Origin of the sequence: Microbacterium suwonense (genome assembly GCF_030296555.1) — a bacterium.
Lineage (GTDB): Bacteria > Actinomycetota > Actinomycetes > Actinomycetales > Microbacteriaceae > Microbacterium > Microbacterium suwonense.
Genome location: NZ_AP027728.1, coordinates 114,540 through 130,972 on the forward strand (window position 1 = coordinate 114,540; position 16,433 = coordinate 130,972).

The following is a 16,433-nucleotide window of genomic DNA, read 5'->3' on the forward strand; positions in this document are numbered from 1 at the left end:
CCCCTCGTCGTGGTCGGGTGGTGTGCGATGAGCGGGCGGGTGGTCGACATGAGGATGCCGACCACCCGCCGCTCGGATCAGTCGGTGACGATCAGGTCGACGGCGGCCTGCGCCTTGGCGCGGATCTCATCCGAGATCGGGGCGCTGCCGGCCGCCTCGGCCGCCGCCTGCTGCCCGTCGGCGCTGATCGCCTCGCTGAAGAAGCCCTTCACCAGAGTGGCCTGGGCCGGGTCGGCGTACTGCTCGCATCCGATCAGATAGCTGATCAGGACGATCGGGTAGACCCCGGCCTCGGAGCTGGTGCGGTCCAGGTCGACGGCCAGGTCACCCGCGCCTTCGCGCTCCTCGAGCGGCGAGTGATCGACGATCGCCGCGGCGGCCTCGGGGGAGTAGGGGACGAAGGAGTCGCCCACCTTCACCGAGACGGTACCCAGCTCGCCGGCCCGGGATGCATCCGCATAGCCGATCGTGCCCTGACCGCCTTCGACGGCCTGGACGACACCAGACGTGCCCTGCGCCGCCTCGCCGGAGGGGAGCGGCCACTCCTCGACGGAGCCGTGCGTCCAGACGTCCCCGGCCGCTGCGGCCAGATAGTCGGTGAAGTTCCCGGTCGTGCCGGACTTGTCCGAGCGGTGCACCGGGTTGATCGCGAGATCGGGGAGGGTGACGCCGTCGTTGGTCGCGGCGATCTTCGGGTCGTTCCAGTTGGTGATGGTGCCCGCGAAGATACCGGCCAGCGTGTCGGCATCCAGGTTGAGCTCGTCGATGCCGTCGAGGTGGAAGATGACGGCGATCGGCGAGATGTAGGCGGGGATCTCGACGATTCCCGAGTCTGCGGCGCAGCCGGTGAACTCCATCGAGGACAGCTCGTCGGTCTTGAAAGCGCGGTCGGAGCCGGCGAAGGCGAACCCGCCGGCGGCGAACGACTCTCGGCCGGCGCCCGAGCCCTGCGGGTCGTAGTCGACGGTCACACCGGAGTTGGCGGTCTGGAAGGCCTTGGTCCAGGCGGAGATGGCGACCTCCTGCGAGGTGGCGCCGCCTCCGATGAGGTTGCCGCTCAGCTCGGCACCGGAGGAGGGCTGCTCCGGGTCGGTGGGGGTGCTGGGCTCGTTCGCGGCGCAGCCGGTGAGGGCGAGTGCGGCGATGGCGCCGATGGCGCTGATGCGAGCGGTGCGGGTGATCTTCACTGTGGATCCGTTCGATCGGGGAAATGTGTCATGCCCGGTGCAGGGCACACAGTGAGGCTAGGAGGGCCGGTTAACGAGACTTGCCCCCGCGGGTGAACGGAAGGTGAACGGATGGCGGCGCACCAGCGCCGGGACGAAGGAGCAGGGTGGATCGCAGTGGCCAGCGCGGAGTCAGACCTTGGGTTCGTGGGTCTCGATCGAGATGATCCCGGACCCGGGGTTCGTGGCCGACAGATGCACCACCGAGAAGCCCGCCGTCTCCAGACTGCTGGCGCTGTCGATGTAGGACCCGTGCATCGTCCCGGTCGCCAGGGCGAGTTCGGAGAGGATGCCGGGCAGCACCGGTCCGTGGCTGCACAGCACAGCGGGCTTGCGGGAGCGCACGCGCCGTCCCACGACCGATCGGATGTCTGCGGAGCCGTCCTCCCAGGCATCCTGACTGATCTTCGACGTGACCCGTGCCGTGCGCCCGAGCTTGTGCTCCAACGGCGCGACGGTCTGCAGGCAGCGCACCGCGTCGCTGGAGACGATGCGGCGCACACCGAAGGCCCGCAAGGGGGCGACGATCGCCTTCGCCTGGCGCTGACCGCGCTCGGTGAGCGGGCGCTCGGCATCCGCGCCCTCCCAGCCGGAGCGCGCGACGGCCTTGGCGTGACGCAGGGCGATCAGCGGAAAGGTGTGCAGCACGCCGTCGTCGACGAGCTGCGCGAAGCTGTCGAGGATCTCGACATCCACCGGATAGCTCAGGCGTGCGCGCGCCTTCTTCAGGCTCACCCACTCCAGGCCCGAGATCTCGCCGTTGGGCACGAACGTGGAGGCCCGGATCGCGGCATCCGTCGCCTCGGCGGCCCAGTAGTGCACGACCTTCTGCCGCTTCGGGCGCATCCAGTACCTGCTCACGCCCACCGGCACACCCAGGGCGACCTTGATGCCGGTCTCCTCCCGCACCTCGCGCACGGCGGTCTGCGCCAGCATCTCGCCGGGGTCGACCTTGCCCTTGGGCAGGGTGACGTCGCGATACTTCGTGCGGTGGATCAGCAGGATGCGCAGCTTGTCCTCGACCAGACGCCACACCACGGCGCCGGCGGCGAAGACCGCAGTGTCGGTCATCGGACCGTTCTCTTGCGTCGGCGGCCCTGCACGGCGGTCATCGTGTGATCCTGCAGGTCCAGCAGCGGATGGTCGTCAGAGCCGGCCGCGCGGGTCCAGACCCCGCCCGCACCGAGATGCCACGAGTTGGTGCCCTCGTCCATCGCCAGGTCGAACAGGTCGTTCAGCTCCTGGATGTGCTCGGGGGCGGAGAGCCGCACCAGCGCCTCCACGCGCCGGTCGAGGTTGCGGTGCATCATGTCGGCGCTGCCGATGTAGACGATCGGGTTGCCGTTGTTCTCGAACGCGAAGATGCGGGAGTGCTCGAGGTAGCGGCCCAGGATGCTGCGCACCGTGATGTTGTCGCTGACACCGGGCAGGTCCACGCGCAGGCTGCAGATGCCGCGCACCCAGACTTCCACGATCACCCCCGCGATGCTCGCCCGGTACAGCGAGTCGATGATCTGCTCGTCGACCATCGAGTTCACCTTGATGCGGATGCGGGCGGGCTTGCCCGCCAGAGCGTTCTTGCGCTCGTGCTCGATGTGCCGCAGCAGACCCTTGCGCAGGTGCAGCGGAGCGACCAGCAGGCGCTTGAACTTCTTCTCGATCGCGTAGCCGCTGAGCTCGTTGAACAGCCGGGTGAGGTCCTTGCCGATCTGCGGGTCGGTGGTGAACAGTCCGAAGTCCTCGTAGATGCGGCTCGTCTTCGGGTTGTAGTTGCCGGTGCCCACGTGCGAGTAGTGCCGCAGCCCGCCGTCCTCCTCGCGGATCACCAGCGCCAGCTTGCAGTGCGTCTTCAGGCCCACCAGACCGTACACCACGTGCACGCCGGCCTTCTCGAGCTTGCGCGCCCAGACGATGTTGTTCGCCTCGTCGAAGCGCGCCTTCACCTCGACCAGGGCCAGCACCGACTTGCCCGCCTCAGCCGCGTCGATCAGCGCCTGCACGATGGGGCTGTCGCCCGAGGTGCGGTACAGGGTCTGCTTGATGGCCAGCACGTGCGGGTCGCGGGCGGCCTGCTCCAGGAAAGCCTGCACGCTGGTCGCGAACGACTCGTACGGGTGGTGCACGAGCACGTTGCCCTTGCCGATCGCCTTGAACACGTCGGGACGCTCATTGCTGTCGCCGGGCTGGAAAGCCACCGCCGTGGTGGGCAGATGCGGGGGTAGCGCAGATCGGGGCGGTCGATGCGGGAGAGGTCGAACAGGCCGCGCAGATCCAGCGGGCCGGGCAGCCGGTACACCTCCTGGTCGGTGATGTCGAGCTCCTTGATGAGCAGCTCGAGCGTCACGTCGTCCATGTCGTCGGTGATCTCCAGGCGGATGGGCGGTCCGAACCGGCGTCGGAGCAGCTCGGCCTCCAGCGCCTGGATGAGGTTCTCGCTCTCGTCCTCCTCGATCTCCACGTCTTCGTTGCGGGTCAGCCGGAAGGCGTGGTGGTCGAGCACCTCCATGCCGGGGAAGAGATCGCCGAGATGGTTCGCGATCAGCTCCTCGAGCCGGATGAAGCGCATGATCTCTCCGCCGCCGGGCACCTCGACGAAGCGGGGCAGCATCGGCGGCACCTTCAGCCGGGCGAAGTCCTGCCGTCCGGTGCGCGCATTGCGGATGCGGATCGCCAGGTTCAGCGAGAGCCCGGAGATGTAGGGGAACGGATGCGCGGGGTCGACGGCGAGCGGCATCAGCACGGGGAACACCTGCGACTGGAAGTACTCGCTCAGCGCGGCCCGCTGCTCGTCGGTGATCTCGTCCCATTCGGTGATCTCGATGCCGGCATCCGCCAGCGCCGGCCGGATGGAGTTGGTCCACACGGCGGCGTGGCGCAGCTGCAGGGCGTGCGCCTCGGCGGAGATGTCGCCGAGCACGTCGCTCGCGGCCCGTCCGACGTTGGTCGGCAGGGCAAGACCGGTGAGGATGCGGCGTTTCAGCCCCGCCACCCGCACCATGAAGAACTCGTCGAGGTTGCTCGCGAAGATCGCCAGGAAGTTCGCCCGCTCCAGCTCCGGCAGCGAGGTGTCCTCGGCCAGTTCCAGCACCCGCCGATTGAACGCCAGCCAGCTCAGCTCGCGGTCGTGATAGCGGTGATCGGGCAGCTCGGCATCCGGCACCTCGTGCGCATCGAAGTCGTCGTCCTCGGCATCCCCGAGCCCGGCGTCGGAAAGTACGGGTTCCATCATGGGGTACATCTTCGCACCCGGAGGTGTCCGGTGCGTGAACTCACTCGTGGTCGGGATCATCCTCGTCATGAAGATTGAAACGGTAGCCCACGTTGCGCACCGTGCCGATGATCTGCTCGGCGTCGCCGAGCTTGGCGCGCAGCCGGCGTACATGCACATCGACTGTGCGCGTGCCACCGAAGTAGTCGTAGCCCCAGACGTCGCTGAGCAGCTGCTCGCGAGTGAACACGCGGGCGGGGTGCGTAGCGAGGAAGTGCAGCAGCTGGAACTCCTTGTAGGTCAGATCCAGCGGGCGGCCGTGCAATCTGGCCGAGTACGACTGCTCGTCGATCGTGATGCCGGATGCCTGCACTCTGGCGGGCTCGTCGTCTGCGGCGCGAGTGAGTGCCAGGCGTATACGCGCGTCCGCCTCTGCGGGGCCAGCGTCGTTCAGGATGACGTCATCGAAGCCCCAGTCGGCGGTGACCGCGCTGAGCCCGCCTTCCGTGACGACCAGCAGCACCGGTGCGTCGACGGCCGCCGTGCGCAGCAGGCGGCAGGCGGTCCGTGCGGCGACGAGGTCGGTGGTGGCGTCGACCAGGAGGGCGTCCGCCTCAGGCAGGGACATCAGATGGGAGGGGTCGAGCGGATGCCGGCGGATGCTGTGCGAGAGCAGTGCGAGCGCGGGGAGCAGCCTCTCCTCGTCGGGAGCGGGGCTGAGCGCAAGCAACAGGGCCACGGGAAGATCCTAGTTCGCGATGGGCCGTCTGCCGACGGCATGTCGCCGTCGGCAAGTACCATGGCCTCATGTCCGAACCCGCACTCGCGCCCCGCAACGCGTTCCACGGCGTCATCGCCGTGTGGATCGTCTCGCTCGTCGCCGGGCTGACGCTGGGCATCGTGCTCCCCGAGCAGGACCGTGTCACCTGGCTGATGATCGCCTTCGGAGGCATCGTGCTGTTGTCCTTCGCCGTGCAGCTCGCCTACGGCCGCGCCCGCGGGTTCATCGTGCGGGTCGCCGCGAGCACGGTGGGTGCGCTGGTGGTGATGGGGCTGATCTCGGCGGTGTTCGGGCTGTCGGCGCTGGCCGCCGCGCTGTGACCCGCGCGAGCGACTAGACTGGGCGCATGGATCCCGTCGCGCTCGAATTCTTCTTCCTCGGTCTGCTGGGACTGGCGAGCCTCGCGATCGCCTTCGTTGCCGGCGTCGTGCTCGTCAACCTGTTCCGCGGCCAGCGCTGATCCGACTCCGTCGTGATCGAGCTGCCCACCGATCTTCCCGCCGACCTCGCGCCGCTGTCGTGGCTGCTGGGCGTCTGGGAGGGCACCGGCGTCATCGAGTACACCGCGGGCGCGCAGCGCTTCCAGGGTGAGTTCTCGCACCGCGTGAGCTTCAGCCATGACGGCGGACCGTTCCTGAACTACGCGGCGACGGCATCCTTCCTCGGCGCCGAGGGCGAGGATGAACCGGTGCCGCTGCTGGCCGAGACCGGCTTCTGGCGCCTCGCGCGACCGCGCACCGAGTCCGACCCGGGCCCGGCGCTGCTGCCGCCGACCGCGTCGGCACCGGCGCGCACCGTGCACGACGTCGAGAGGCTGCGCACGGACGACGGCTTCCCGATCGAGGTGTCGGTCACGCACTCCGACGGCACCCTCGAGCTGTACCTGGGTCGTATCGCCGGCCCGCGGATCGACATCGCCACGGATGCCGTGGTGCGCCCGGCCGGAGCGAAGGACTACACCGCGGCCACCCGCATGTACGGCCTCGTCGACGCCCACCTGCTGTGGGCCTGGGACATCACCGCGCTGGGCGAGCCGCTGAAGTCGCACGCCTCCGCCCGACTGGCCAAGGTCTGAGATGGTCGCCTTCGATGCTCTTCCCGGGGCCGTCCGCGACGGCGGGGTCATCACGCACTTCGGCAACCCCCTCATCGAGCAGCGCTCGCTCGCGACCGGCCTCGCACTGGCGCCGCTGACCGACCGAACACTCATCGAGGTGGCGGGGGAGGATCGGCTGAGCTGGCTGGACTCGATCACCTCGCAGTCCCTCGTGCGGCTGCAGCCCGGCGACAGCACGGAGCTGCTGGTGCTCGACCCCCAGGGACGGGTGGAGCACGCCGCCGGCGTCTTCGACGACGGCGCCTCGACCTGGCTGATCGCCGATGACGGCGACGCCGACACACTCGCGACCTGGCTGCAGCGGATGGTGTTCCGCGCGCGTGTCGTCGTGACGGTGCGAGAGGATGCCGCCCTGGTCGGGTTCTTCGCCGGAGGCGAGGCCGAGGCGCGCCTCACAGCATCCGCTCCGAACGGCGTCCCGGTGATCTGGCGCGATCCCTGGCACGAGGTGCAGCCGGGCGGGCACCAGTACGCGCTCGTCGAGGGCCATCCGGCCGCTGGCTACGCGTGGAGCGTGGCCGTGGCGGCGGAGGCCGCCGACCTGACCGGCCCGTTCGCCGGTGCGCTCGCCGCCGAGGCGCTGCGCATCGCGGCCTGGCGTCCACGCTGGTCGCACGAGGTCGACGAACGCAGCATCCCGCACGAATCTGACTGGATCCGCAGCGCCGTGCACCTGAACAAGGGCTGCTACCGCGGGCAGGAGACGGTCGCGAAGGTGCACAACCTCGGGCATCCGCCGCGCCGTCTGACCGCGCTGCATCTGGACGGCAGTGACGTCGTGCTGCCGGTCGCCGGCGACCCGGTGCTGGCCGGCACCGACGAGGTGGGGCACATCACCTCGGCCGCACTGCATTACGAGGACGGCCCGATCGCCCTCGCGCTCCTGTCTCGCAGGGCTCCGATCGGTGAGCTGGTGGTGCACTCCGACGGCGTCGACATCGCCGCCGCGCAGCAGGTGATCGTACCCGCGGATGCCGGGGCCACGGCCGGCGTGCCGCGCCTGACGCGCCTGTCTCGCCGCCCCGTGGGCGAGGACCCCCGCGCCGCCCGCTGAGGTCGGACGATCGGAGCGACGGTGCGCCGAGGTCACGAAGCCCGGAACCCGGCGTCGGAAAAGATAAGCTGAATCCATGACGCGCACCCTGATTCTCCTCCGCCACGGCCAGAGCGAATGGAACCAGCTGAACCTCTTCACGGGCTGGGTCGATGTCCGTCTGACAGAGCAGGGCAAGGAAGAGGCCCGCCGCGGCGGCGAACTGCTCGCCGAGTCGGGGCTTCTGCCCGACGCGCTGCACACCTCGCTGCTGAGCCGCGCTATCCAGACGGCGAACATCGCACTGGATGCCGCCGATCGACTGTGGATCCCGGTGACCCGCTCCTGGCGGCTCAATGAGCGCCACTACGGCGCGCTGCAGGGCAAGGACAAGGCCCAGACGCTCGAGGAGTTCGGTCAGGAGCAGTTCATGCTGTGGCGTCGCTCCTTCGACGTGCCGCCGCCGCTGCTGGACGACGACAGTGAGTTCAGCCAGGTGAACGACCCGCGTTACGCCGGCATCGACGGCGAGGTGCCGCGTACCGAGTCGCTCAAGCTGGTCATCGACCGTCTGCTCCCTTACTGGGAGGGCGCGATCGTTCCCGACCTGGAGGCCGGGAAGACGGTGCTGGTCACCGCGCACGGCAACTCGCTGCGCGGCCTGGTCAAGCACCTCGAGGGCATCAGCGACGACGACATCGCCGAGCTGAACATCCCCACCGGCATTCCGCTGGTGTACGAGCTCGACGAGAACAACGTCCCCACCGCTCCCGGTCGCTACCTCGACCCCGAGGCCGCCGCCGCGGGCGCTGCCGCCGTCGCCTCCCAGGGCAAGAAGTAACCTCTCGCCGAGACCCCTCACCAGCGCCCAGACCCCCTCTGAATCACGCGATTCAGAGGGGGTCTCGACGTTCAGGAGGGGTCTCGGCGAGGTGGGGCTGCGGGGTGGGGCTCCGGGGCGGCGGACTCCTGCGGGGCGGCGGACTCCTGCGCCTCGGCGGCGAGGGGGATGTCCTCCTCGTCCACGGCCCAGTCGCCGGTGGCGAGGTAGACCATCTTCTTCGCGACAGCCACGGCATGGTCCGCGAAGCGCTCGTGATAGCGGCTGGCGAGTGTCGCATCGACCGTGGCCGTCGCCTCGCCCTTCCAGTTGTCGCTGAGCACCTTCTCGAACACGCTGGCGTGCAGCTCGTCGACGTCGTCGTCGGCATTGCGGATGTCGTCGGCGAAGCGCAGATCCTGGGTGCGCAGCAGCTGGGCCAGGGTGCGCGAGATCTCGGCATCCAGCTCGCCCATGCGGCGGAACGTGCTCTTCAGTCCCTTCGGGATCGCCCGCTCCGGGAAGCGCAGCCGTGCCAGCTGGGCGATGTGCTCGGCCATGTCGCCCATCCGCTCCAGCGAGGCGCTCACGCGCAGCGCCGTGATGACGATGCGCAGGTCGCGTGCGACCGGCTGCTGGCGCGCGAGGATCTCGATGGCCTGCTCGTCGAGGGCGACGGCCAGCTCGTCGATCTGCGCGTCGTTCGCGATGACCTCCTCGGCCAGGGCGACGTCGCTGGTGGCGAAGGCCGTAGTGGCCTTCTCGATTGCGACGGTCACGAGATCGGCGATCTCCGCCAGGCGCGACTGGAGCTCTTCGAGGGACTGGTGGAAGACTTCGCGCATGTCGGTGCACCCTTTCGTCGTGGGGTCGGCACGGATGCCGAACGGGCCCGCGCGGACGCGGCCGAGGTCGATTGTCCCCATCGAAGGTTAACGAATGGTGCCGGGCTCGTGAACACTCGACCCTCATGCACGTGACGACGGGCTGAACGACGGATCGGCGCCGGACCTGCCCCTACTCTGGATGCATGCCCTCGCCTCAGCTCGCGCTGTTCGCACTCGCCATCGGCATTGCCATCGGCGCCGGAGTGGTGCTGTTGGTGACCTGGGCGTACCGCATGCGGATGCAGACGATCCAGGACAACTCCTCGTCCATCCCGGCGGGCATCACCGGCATGCTCGCGGGCATGGACGATGCGGCGTGCGTGCTGGATGCATCCGGACTGGCCGTTGCGACCACCAGGTCGGCCGCGCTGTTCGGCATCCGTGTCGGTGCCGTGCTCGAGAACGACGAGTTGCGCCGACTCGTGCGCGGGGTGCGCAGCAGCGGCATCAGCCGCTCTGAGACACTGCGCCTGACCACGGCTCGATCGCTGGATCCTCGCGTGGTGTCGGCGCGCGCCAGCGTCGTGGAACCTCGACTGACGCTGCTCATCATCCGCGACGTCACCGAGCGCGAGCGACTGGATCAGATGCGCACCGACTTCGTATCCAACACCAGCCATGAGCTGAAGACGCCGGTCGCCTCGGTGAGCCTGCTGGCAGAGGCGATCGGCTCCGCAGCCGACGACCCCGAGCAGGTGCGTCGCTTCGCCGAGCGGATCACGGCCGAGGCCAGGCGGCTCGATCAGCTCACAGGACGCATCATGAGCCTGTCGCGCCTGCAGTCCGCCGAGAGCCTGTCGCAGGTCGAGCCGGTCTCGATCGACGAGGTCGTGCACGCCGCCATCGAGGCGCACGCCGTGCAGGCCGCATCCGCAGGTGTTGAGCTCATCCGCGGCGGCGATCGCGGTGCGTGGGTGCGCGGGGACGCCCAGGTGCTCGTCGAGGCGGTCGGGAATCTGCTGGCCAACGCCATCGTGTACTCGCCACACGGAACCGATGTGGGCGTCGGGGTCAAGATCGATGGCGACGTCGTCGAGATCGCCGTCGCGGACCGCGGAATCGGCATCTCCGACTCCGAGCGTGAGCGGATCTTCGAGCGTTTCTACCGGGCCGACGACGCGCGATCCCGTCGCACAGGGGAACCGGCCTCGGCCTGTCGATCGTGAAGCATGCGACCCAGCGTCACGGCGGTGAGGTGCGGCTGTGGTCGCGCCCGGGCCGGGGCTCGACGTTCACTCTGCGGCTGCCACGCATCGATGCGCCGGATGCCGATGACGCGAAGAAGTCCAAGAAGAAGCGCAAGAAGAAGACCGGCGGAAAGCGCGCACGCACGGGCGAAGCGCTGTCCCGCACCGCACCGAACGGAGAGAACGCATGACCCGCATCCTGCTGGTCGAGGACGAGCCAGACCTCGCCGACCCGCTCGCCTACCTGCTGCGGCGCGAGGGCTACGAGGTCGAGATCAGTGAGGACGGGCCGGGCGCGCTGATCGCATTCCGCGAACGGGGCGCCGATATCATCCTGCTCGACCTGATGCTGCCGGGCATCTCCGGCACCGAGGTCTGCCGGCGCGTGCGACAGACGTCCACTGTGCCGATCATCATGCTCACCGCGAAGGACTCCGAGGTGGACATCGTCGTCGGGCTCGAACTCGGCGCCGATGACTACATCACCAAGCCGTACTCGTCGCGCGAGCTGCTGGCGCGCATGCGCGCCGTGCTGCGCCGCATCGCCCAGGCTGAGACCGAGCTCGACGAGCGCGTGCTCGAGGGTGGCCGTGTCACGCTGGACATCGACCGGCACACGGTCGCCGTGGACGGCGGCGAGATCAGCATGCCGCTGAAGGAGTTCGAGCTGCTGGAGGTGCTGATGCGCAATGCGGGGCGCGTGCTCACGCGGGGCCAGCTGATCGATCGGGTGTGGGGGAGCGACTACTTCGGCGACACCAAGACACTGGACGTGCACATCAAGCGCATCCGCTCGCGCATCGAGCAGAACCCGAGCGAACCAGTCATGCTCGTCACTGTCCGGGGGCTCGGGTACCGTTTCGAGGGCTGATCGCGTGCAGAACGAGAAGGAGGCCGGCCCTGTGCGGGCCGGCCTCCTTCATCAGGTCACTGCGGGATCATCCCTGGTCGGGGACGAGGTCGCGGTAGTAGGGAAGCGTTCCGTCGAGCACGGGCACCTGCAGCGGGTCGGCCTCGTCGGCTCCGGAACGGAACAGCACCTCGACCGTCGCGCCGGGCTTGACGTCGAGGTTCTCGATCAGCAGTGGCTCCTCATTGGCGCCCAGGCTGACGGTCTCACCGGCGGGCACACGCACCTGCAGCTGCTTGCCCTCGACGGTCACGCTCAGCGATGTGGTCTTGTCGCTCTCGTTGATCAGCGCGGCCACGAGGTTGCCGGCCGAGCCGTCGTCGGTGGCGATGATCAGTGCGTTGCGCACGACCACGGGGCCGCCGGTGGACTCGACATTGACCCCGTCGGATGCCGGGTACACGTTCGTCGTCGCCTGATGGGTGATGAAGGTGCAGCCGGTGGTGCCGAGTGCGATCGCGGCGCCGAGAGCGACAGCGGCGACGAGGCGCGGAGCGATGGGCGCAGCGGAGCGCAGGTTCACGGATCCTCCTGAGATGCGACGGATGTCGTGCCTCAGTCTAGTGGATTCGACGTCGTCGTCCTGGACTCGTCGAGGCGTTCCGAGAGGCACCGGCGCGAACCTTAGCGCATAACGGCTGTGGTATGCTGGAGATTGCCGAAAGGACACGTCTTTATGCTTTTTGAGGTTGGCGAAACCGTCGTCTATCCGCACCACGGAGCCGCAACGATCATCGAGGTCAAGGATCGCGTGATCAAGGGGAGACGAAGAAGTATCTCAAGCTGAACGTCACCCAGGGCGACCTGATCATCGAGGTGCCCGCCGAGAACGTCGACCTGGTCGGCGTCCGCGACGTCATCGGCCAGGAGGGCCTCGACCACGTCTTCGAGGTGCTGCGCGCGCCCTTCACCGAGGAGCCGACCAACTGGTCGCGTCGTTACAAGGCGAACCTCGAGAAGCTCGCTTCGGGCGATGTCATCAAGGTGAGCGAGGTCGTGCGCGACCTGTGGCGCCGTGACCAGGACCGCGGCCTGTCGGCGGGTGAGAAGCGGATGCTGGCCAAGGCCCGGCAGATCCTCATCTCCGAGCTCGCTCTCGCCGAGAAGATCGACGAGGACAAGGCCGGAGAGCTGCTCGACGAGGTGCTCGCCTCCTGAGCGCCATCGACCGGAATGCGAAAAGGAGCGGATGCCACGGCATCCGCTCCTTTCGCGTCTGCGCCGCAGCGGCTCCGCACGGTAGCGTGTCAGCGTGACCGAGTACCACGTCCCGACCACCGCGATCATCGTCGTCGCCGCCGGCTCGGGAACTCGCCTCGGCGCCGGGGCGCCGAAGGCGCTCGTCGACCTCGACGGACGTACGGTGCTGCGCCACGCACTGGACGGCGTGTTCGCCGCTGCGCCGATGCAGGTGATCGTCGTCGCGCCCGCCGGACATGAGCAGACAGTTGCGGACGAGCTGACAGAAGCCAACCGCGACCGGGGATGGCGGTCGGCCGTCGTCACCGGCGGCGAGACACGGCAGCAGTCGGTGGCTGCGGGTCTCGAAGCGCTCGGAGAGGGCATCGAGACCGTGCTCGTGCACGACGCCGCACGGGCGCTGACGCCCGCCACGCAGATCGACGCGGTCGCTGCAGCGGTGACCCCGGATGCCGGTGCGATCCCGGCGCTCGCGGTGGTCGACACCCTCAAGCGAGTCGACGGCGACGCGGTGGTCGAGGCGGTGGATCGTGCAGTGCTCGCCGCGGCGCAGACGCCGCAGGGCTTTCCTCGGGCCGTGCTGGAGGCGGCGTACGCGCGGGCGACGGCGGCCGGCGAGGAGCACACCGACGATGCGGCACTGTTCGCCGCAGCCGGAGGGTTCGTTCGCCGAATCCCGGGTTCTGAACGGGCGTTCAAGATCACCACTCCGGCCGACCTGGAGCGGGCGCGGATGCTGCTGCATCCGCCTACCGCACGGATGCCGCGGATCGGCGTCGGCACCGACGTGCACGCCTTCGGAGGCGAGGGCAGTCTCTGGCTCGCGGGCCTGGAATGGCCGGGGGAGCAGCCGTTGTCGGGGCACTCCGATGGCGATGCCGTCGCGCACGCCATCGTCGACGCCCTGCTGGGTGCGGCGGGGCTGGGCGATATCGGCCAGCATTTCGGCACCGCGCACCCCGAGTACGCTGGTGCGCACGCCGATGTGTTCCTCGCGCGCACGGCACGGATGCTGACGGATGCCGGCTTCGCAATCGGCAACGTCTCCGTGCAGTTCCAGGGGAATCGGCCGCGGTTCAGTGCCCGTCGTGCCGAGGCGGAGGCGGTGCTCTCGGCCGCCCTGGGCGGAGCATCCGTGTCGGTGTCGGCGACCACGACCGACGGACTCGGCTTCCCCGGCCGCGGCGAGGGCATCGCCGTCACAGCCGTGGCCCTCGTCATCCCCCGCCGCTGACGCCCACCCGCTCGACTTCCCTCCCAGCGCGAGACTTCTTTCCCAGCCTGAGACTTCCCTTCCAGCCTGAGACTTCTCTCCCAGACTGAGACTTCTCTCCCAGACTGAGACTTCCCTTCCCGCCTGAGGCTTCTTTCCCAGCGCGAGACTTCTCTTCCAGCACGAAACAGCACCCAACACGCCCTGTTTCGTGCTGGAGAGGAAGTCTCGGGGGCTGGAGAGGAAGTCTCGGGGCCTGGAGAGGAAGTCTCGGGGCCCGGAGAGGAAGTCTCGGGGGCTGGAGAGGAAGTCTGAGGCCTGGCGGGGAAGTCTCGGGAAAGGGGACAGGCGTCCCGGTAGTCTTGTGCAGTGACGATCCGGCTCTATGACACCCGCGCGCAGGAGCTGCGCGACTTCGTTCCGCTCGACCCCTCGAACGTGACGATGTACGTGTGTGGAGCGACCGTGCAGTCCGGGCCGCACATCGGGCACGTGCGCGCGGCGCTGAGCTTCGACATCCTGCGGCGCTGGCTGGAGCGTAGCTTCGGCCGGGTCACCTTCGTGCGCAACATCACCGACATCGATGACAAGACGCTCGACAACGCCACCGAGGCCGAGCCGTGGTGGGCACTCGCGTACCGCATCGAGAAGGAGTTCACGGCCGCCTACGACACCGTCGGGATCCTTCCGCCGACCTACGAGCCGCGAGCGACCGGGTTCATCCCGCAGATGCAGGAGCTGATCGCGACGCTGATCCGACGCGGCCACGCCTACCCGGCACCGGACGGCTCCGGCGACGTGTACTTCGACGTGCGCTCCTGGCCGGCGTACGGCGAACTCACGCACCAGTCGCTCGATGCGATGGAGGCCGCGGCCGACGCCGACCCGCGCGGCAAGCGCAACCCGCAGGACTTCGCGCTGTGGAAGGGCGCGAAGGCGGACGAGCCGGCGGATGCCGTGTGGGCGTCGCCCTGGGGTCCGGGGCGCCCCGGCTGGCACATCGAGTGCTCGGCGATGTCCAAGCGCTACCTGGGCGCCGAGTTCGACATCCACGGGGGCGGTCTTGACCTGCGCTTCCCGCATCACGAGAACGAGCTCGCTCAGTCCACTGCCGCGGGCGACGGCTTCGCGCGCTACTGGGTGCACAACGGCCTGGTGACGGTGGGCGGCCAGAAGATGTCGAAGTCGCTCGGCAACTTCACCCTTGCCGCGGACTTCCTCGATGGGGTCGACCCGATGGTGGCGCGCTATGCGCTCCTCGCCGCGCACTACCGGTCGAGCCTCGACCTCACCGCGTCGACCCTGGCGGAGGCGGATGCCGCACTGGGGCGCATCCGCGGGTTCCTGGAGCGTGCGGAGCGCATCGTGGACGAACGGGATGCTGATCCGCGACGGCGCTCGCGCGACCTGTTCGGCCTGCAACCGAGCCTGGACGAAGTGACGCTGGGCGAGGGCGACGTCCCGGATGCCTTCGCCCAGGCGATGGACGACGACCTCGGCGTCCCCCAGGCGCTTGCGGTGTTGCATGAGACCGTCAGGGCGGGGAACAGTGCGATCGACGCGTTCCAGGTGGACGGCGCCGGTCCGCTCAACGCGGCGTACGCGGCTGTGATCGCGATGTTGAGGGTGCTCGGCCTGGACGGCGCCCCTTCGGCATCCGCATCAGGAGGGACGGATGCCGCGGCATCCGCGCTCGACGCGCTCATGCAGACGATGATCGCCCAGCGCGCGCAGGCGCGCGCTGACAAGGACTGGGCCGCAGCCGACCGCATCCGTGATGCGATCGGTGCGGCAGGGATCACTCTGGAGGACACTCCGGACGGAACGCATTGGAGTATCGATGGCTAAGCCTGGCCGCCCCGGAGCGGGCAACAGCAAGAAGAAGGGCGCCACCAAGGGCACCGGCGGTCACAGCCGCAAGGCACTGGAAGGCCGCGGTCCCACGCCGAAGGCGGAGGACCGGAGCTGGCACGTGGCGGGCAAGCGCAAGGCCGCTCAGGAGCGCTATGCAGCCGCTGGCGGCAAGGGCAAGACGGGGGCTCAGCGGCCGCAGTCGAACATGAACCGCACCAGTCGCGCGAAGTCGGCGGACGACACCGAGACCGTCACCGGTCGCAACTCGGTGCTCGAGGCTCTGCGCACGAAGATCCCGGCGACCGCGTTCTACCTCGCGCAGCGCGTCGAGATGGATGACCGCGTGCGCGAGATGCTCTCGATCGCCCGACACCGCGAGATCCCGGTGCTCGAGGTCACCCGCCAGGAGCTCGACCGGATGGCCGGGTTCGACGGAGTGCATCAGGGCGTGGGGCTGAAGGTGCCGCCGTACGAGTACGCGCACCCGCAGGACCTGCTCGAACAGGTCATCGACCGCGGTGAGACTCCGCTGTTCGTGGCGCTCGACGGCATCACCGACCCGCGCAACCTGGGAGCGATCATCCGCTCGACGGCCGCTTTCGGCGGGCACGGCATCATCCTCCCGCAGCGCCGCTCGGCGAGCGTCAACTCGGCCGCCTGGAAGACCAGCGCCGGCGCCGCCGCGCGCCTGCCCGTCGCGCTCGCCTCGAACCTCACCGCGCTGCTGAAGGAGTTCAAGAAGCAGGGCGTGTTCGTGCTGGGCATGGACGGCGGCGGCGATGTGATGCTGCCGAAGCTCGAGCTGGCGGATCGGCCGATCGTGATCGTCATCGGCTCGGAGGGCAAGGGTCTCTCGCGTCTGGTCGCCGAGAACTGCGATCAGATCGTGTCCATCCCGATCTCGGCGGCGACCGAGTCCTTGAACGCGGGCATCGCGGCATCCGTCGCGCTGTACCAGGTCGCGACCATGCGCGCGGCGGAATAAGTCCGGCTCGCT

General features: G+C 68.9%; 13 protein-coding genes and 3 pseudogenes. 10 read left to right on the forward strand and 6 right to left on the reverse strand.

Features of this window, described 5'->3' with window-relative positions; all coding sequences use genetic code 11:
- Nucleotides 1–77: 77 nt before the first annotated feature.
- The 4 genes and pseudogenes from QUE33_RS00625 to QUE33_RS00640 form a co-directional block, all read right to left on the reverse strand.
- Nucleotides 78–1,187, reverse strand: coding sequence for a phosphate ABC transporter substrate-binding protein PstS (locus QUE33_RS00625; protein WP_286301311.1), 1,110 nt, complete (start codon nt 1,185–1,187; stop codon nt 78–80).
- A gap of 171 nt (nt 1,188–1,358) precedes the next feature.
- Nucleotides 1,359–2,297, reverse strand: coding sequence for an NUDIX hydrolase (locus tag QUE33_RS00630; RefSeq protein WP_286301313.1), 939 nt, complete (start codon nt 2,295–2,297; stop codon nt 1,359–1,361).
- Nucleotides 2,294–4,455, reverse strand: a pseudogene (locus QUE33_RS00635) (RNA degradosome polyphosphate kinase). The gene QUE33_RS00630 and the pseudogene QUE33_RS00635 overlap by 4 nt, the downstream one beginning before the upstream one ends.
- A gap of 40 nt (nt 4,456–4,495) precedes the next feature.
- Nucleotides 4,496–5,173, reverse strand: a complete 678-nt coding sequence (locus tag QUE33_RS00640; RefSeq protein WP_286301316.1) for a response regulator transcription factor — start codon at nt 5,171–5,173, stop codon at nt 4,496–4,498.
- Between the two features lie 68 nt (nt 5,174–5,241).
- On the opposite strand from QUE33_RS00640, the gene QUE33_RS00645 reads away from it, so the two are divergent.
- The 4 genes from QUE33_RS00645 to QUE33_RS00660 all read left to right on the forward strand — a co-directional run bounded on the left by QUE33_RS00645 (nt 5,242) and on the right by QUE33_RS00660 (nt 8,206).
- Nucleotides 5,242–5,535 (forward strand): hypothetical protein, encoded by a 294-nt coding sequence (locus QUE33_RS00645; protein ID WP_286301318.1) that lies wholly within the window; start codon nt 5,242–5,244, stop codon nt 5,533–5,535.
- Nucleotides 5,536–5,687: 152 nt separating this feature from the next.
- Nucleotides 5,688–6,290, forward strand: coding sequence for a heme-binding beta-barrel domain-containing protein (locus QUE33_RS00650; RefSeq protein WP_286301319.1), 603 nt, complete (start codon nt 5,688–5,690; stop codon nt 6,288–6,290).
- A 1-nt stretch (nt 6,291) separates the two neighbouring features.
- Nucleotides 6,292–7,386 carry a CAF17-like 4Fe-4S cluster assembly/insertion protein YgfZ gene (gene ygfZ / locus QUE33_RS00655; RefSeq protein WP_286301320.1) on the forward strand — a complete coding sequence of 365 codons (1,095 nt, stop codon included), beginning with the start codon at nt 6,292–6,294 and terminating at the stop codon, nt 7,384–7,386.
- Between the two features lie 76 nt (nt 7,387–7,462).
- Nucleotides 7,463–8,206 (forward strand): phosphoglyceromutase, encoded by a 744-nt coding sequence (locus QUE33_RS00660; RefSeq protein ID WP_286301322.1) that lies wholly within the window; start codon nt 7,463–7,465, stop codon nt 8,204–8,206.
- 71 nt (nt 8,207–8,277) lie between these two features.
- Here the strand turns inward: QUE33_RS00660 and phoU are convergent, their stop codons facing one another.
- The gene (gene phoU / locus QUE33_RS00665) at nt 8,278–9,030 is read right to left on the reverse strand and encodes a phosphate signaling complex protein PhoU (RefSeq protein ID WP_286302966.1); all 753 of its coding nucleotides are present in this window, start codon (nt 9,028–9,030) and stop codon (nt 8,278–8,280) included.
- 629 nt (nt 9,031–9,659) lie between these two features.
- Between phoU and QUE33_RS00670 the strand changes: the two are divergent.
- Both QUE33_RS00670 and QUE33_RS00675 read left to right on the forward strand, forming a co-directional pair.
- Nucleotides 9,660–10,450: pseudogene (locus tag QUE33_RS00670) on the forward strand (sensor histidine kinase).
- Complete coding sequence (locus QUE33_RS00675) at nt 10,447–11,130, forward strand: response regulator transcription factor (protein WP_286301324.1); 684 nt, start codon at nt 10,447–10,449, stop codon at nt 11,128–11,130. The pseudogene QUE33_RS00670 and the gene QUE33_RS00675 overlap by 4 nt, the downstream one beginning before the upstream one ends.
- 67 nt (nt 11,131–11,197) lie before the next feature.
- Here the strand turns inward: QUE33_RS00675 and QUE33_RS00680 are convergent, their stop codons facing one another.
- Entirely contained in the window at nt 11,198–11,692 is a 495-nt protein-coding gene (locus QUE33_RS00680) for a DNA modification methylase (RefSeq protein ID WP_286301325.1), read from the reverse strand.
- A 153-nt stretch (nt 11,693–11,845) separates the two neighbouring features.
- Between QUE33_RS00680 and QUE33_RS00685 the strand changes: the two are divergent.
- From QUE33_RS00685 to rlmB, 4 genes and pseudogenes are all read left to right on the forward strand, one after another.
- Nucleotides 11,846–12,327, forward strand: a pseudogene (locus QUE33_RS00685) (CarD family transcriptional regulator).
- A gap of 94 nt (nt 12,328–12,421) precedes the next feature.
- Entirely contained in the window at nt 12,422–13,603 is a 1,182-nt protein-coding gene (gene ispD, locus QUE33_RS00690; RefSeq protein WP_286301326.1) for a 2-C-methyl-D-erythritol 4-phosphate cytidylyltransferase, read from the forward strand.
- 348 nt (nt 13,604–13,951) lie between these two features.
- Nucleotides 13,952–15,430: a cysteine--tRNA ligase gene (gene cysS / locus QUE33_RS00695; RefSeq protein WP_286301327.1), complete on the forward strand. Its 1,479-nt coding sequence runs from the start codon at nt 13,952–13,954 to the stop codon at nt 15,428–15,430.
- The gene (gene rlmB, locus QUE33_RS00700) at nt 15,423–16,421 is read left to right on the forward strand and encodes a 23S rRNA (guanosine(2251)-2'-O)-methyltransferase RlmB (RefSeq protein WP_286301328.1); all 999 of its coding nucleotides are present in this window, start codon (nt 15,423–15,425) and stop codon (nt 16,419–16,421) included. Before cysS ends, rlmB begins: the two co-directional genes overlap by 8 nt.
- Nucleotides 16,422–16,433 lie beyond the last annotated feature (12 nt).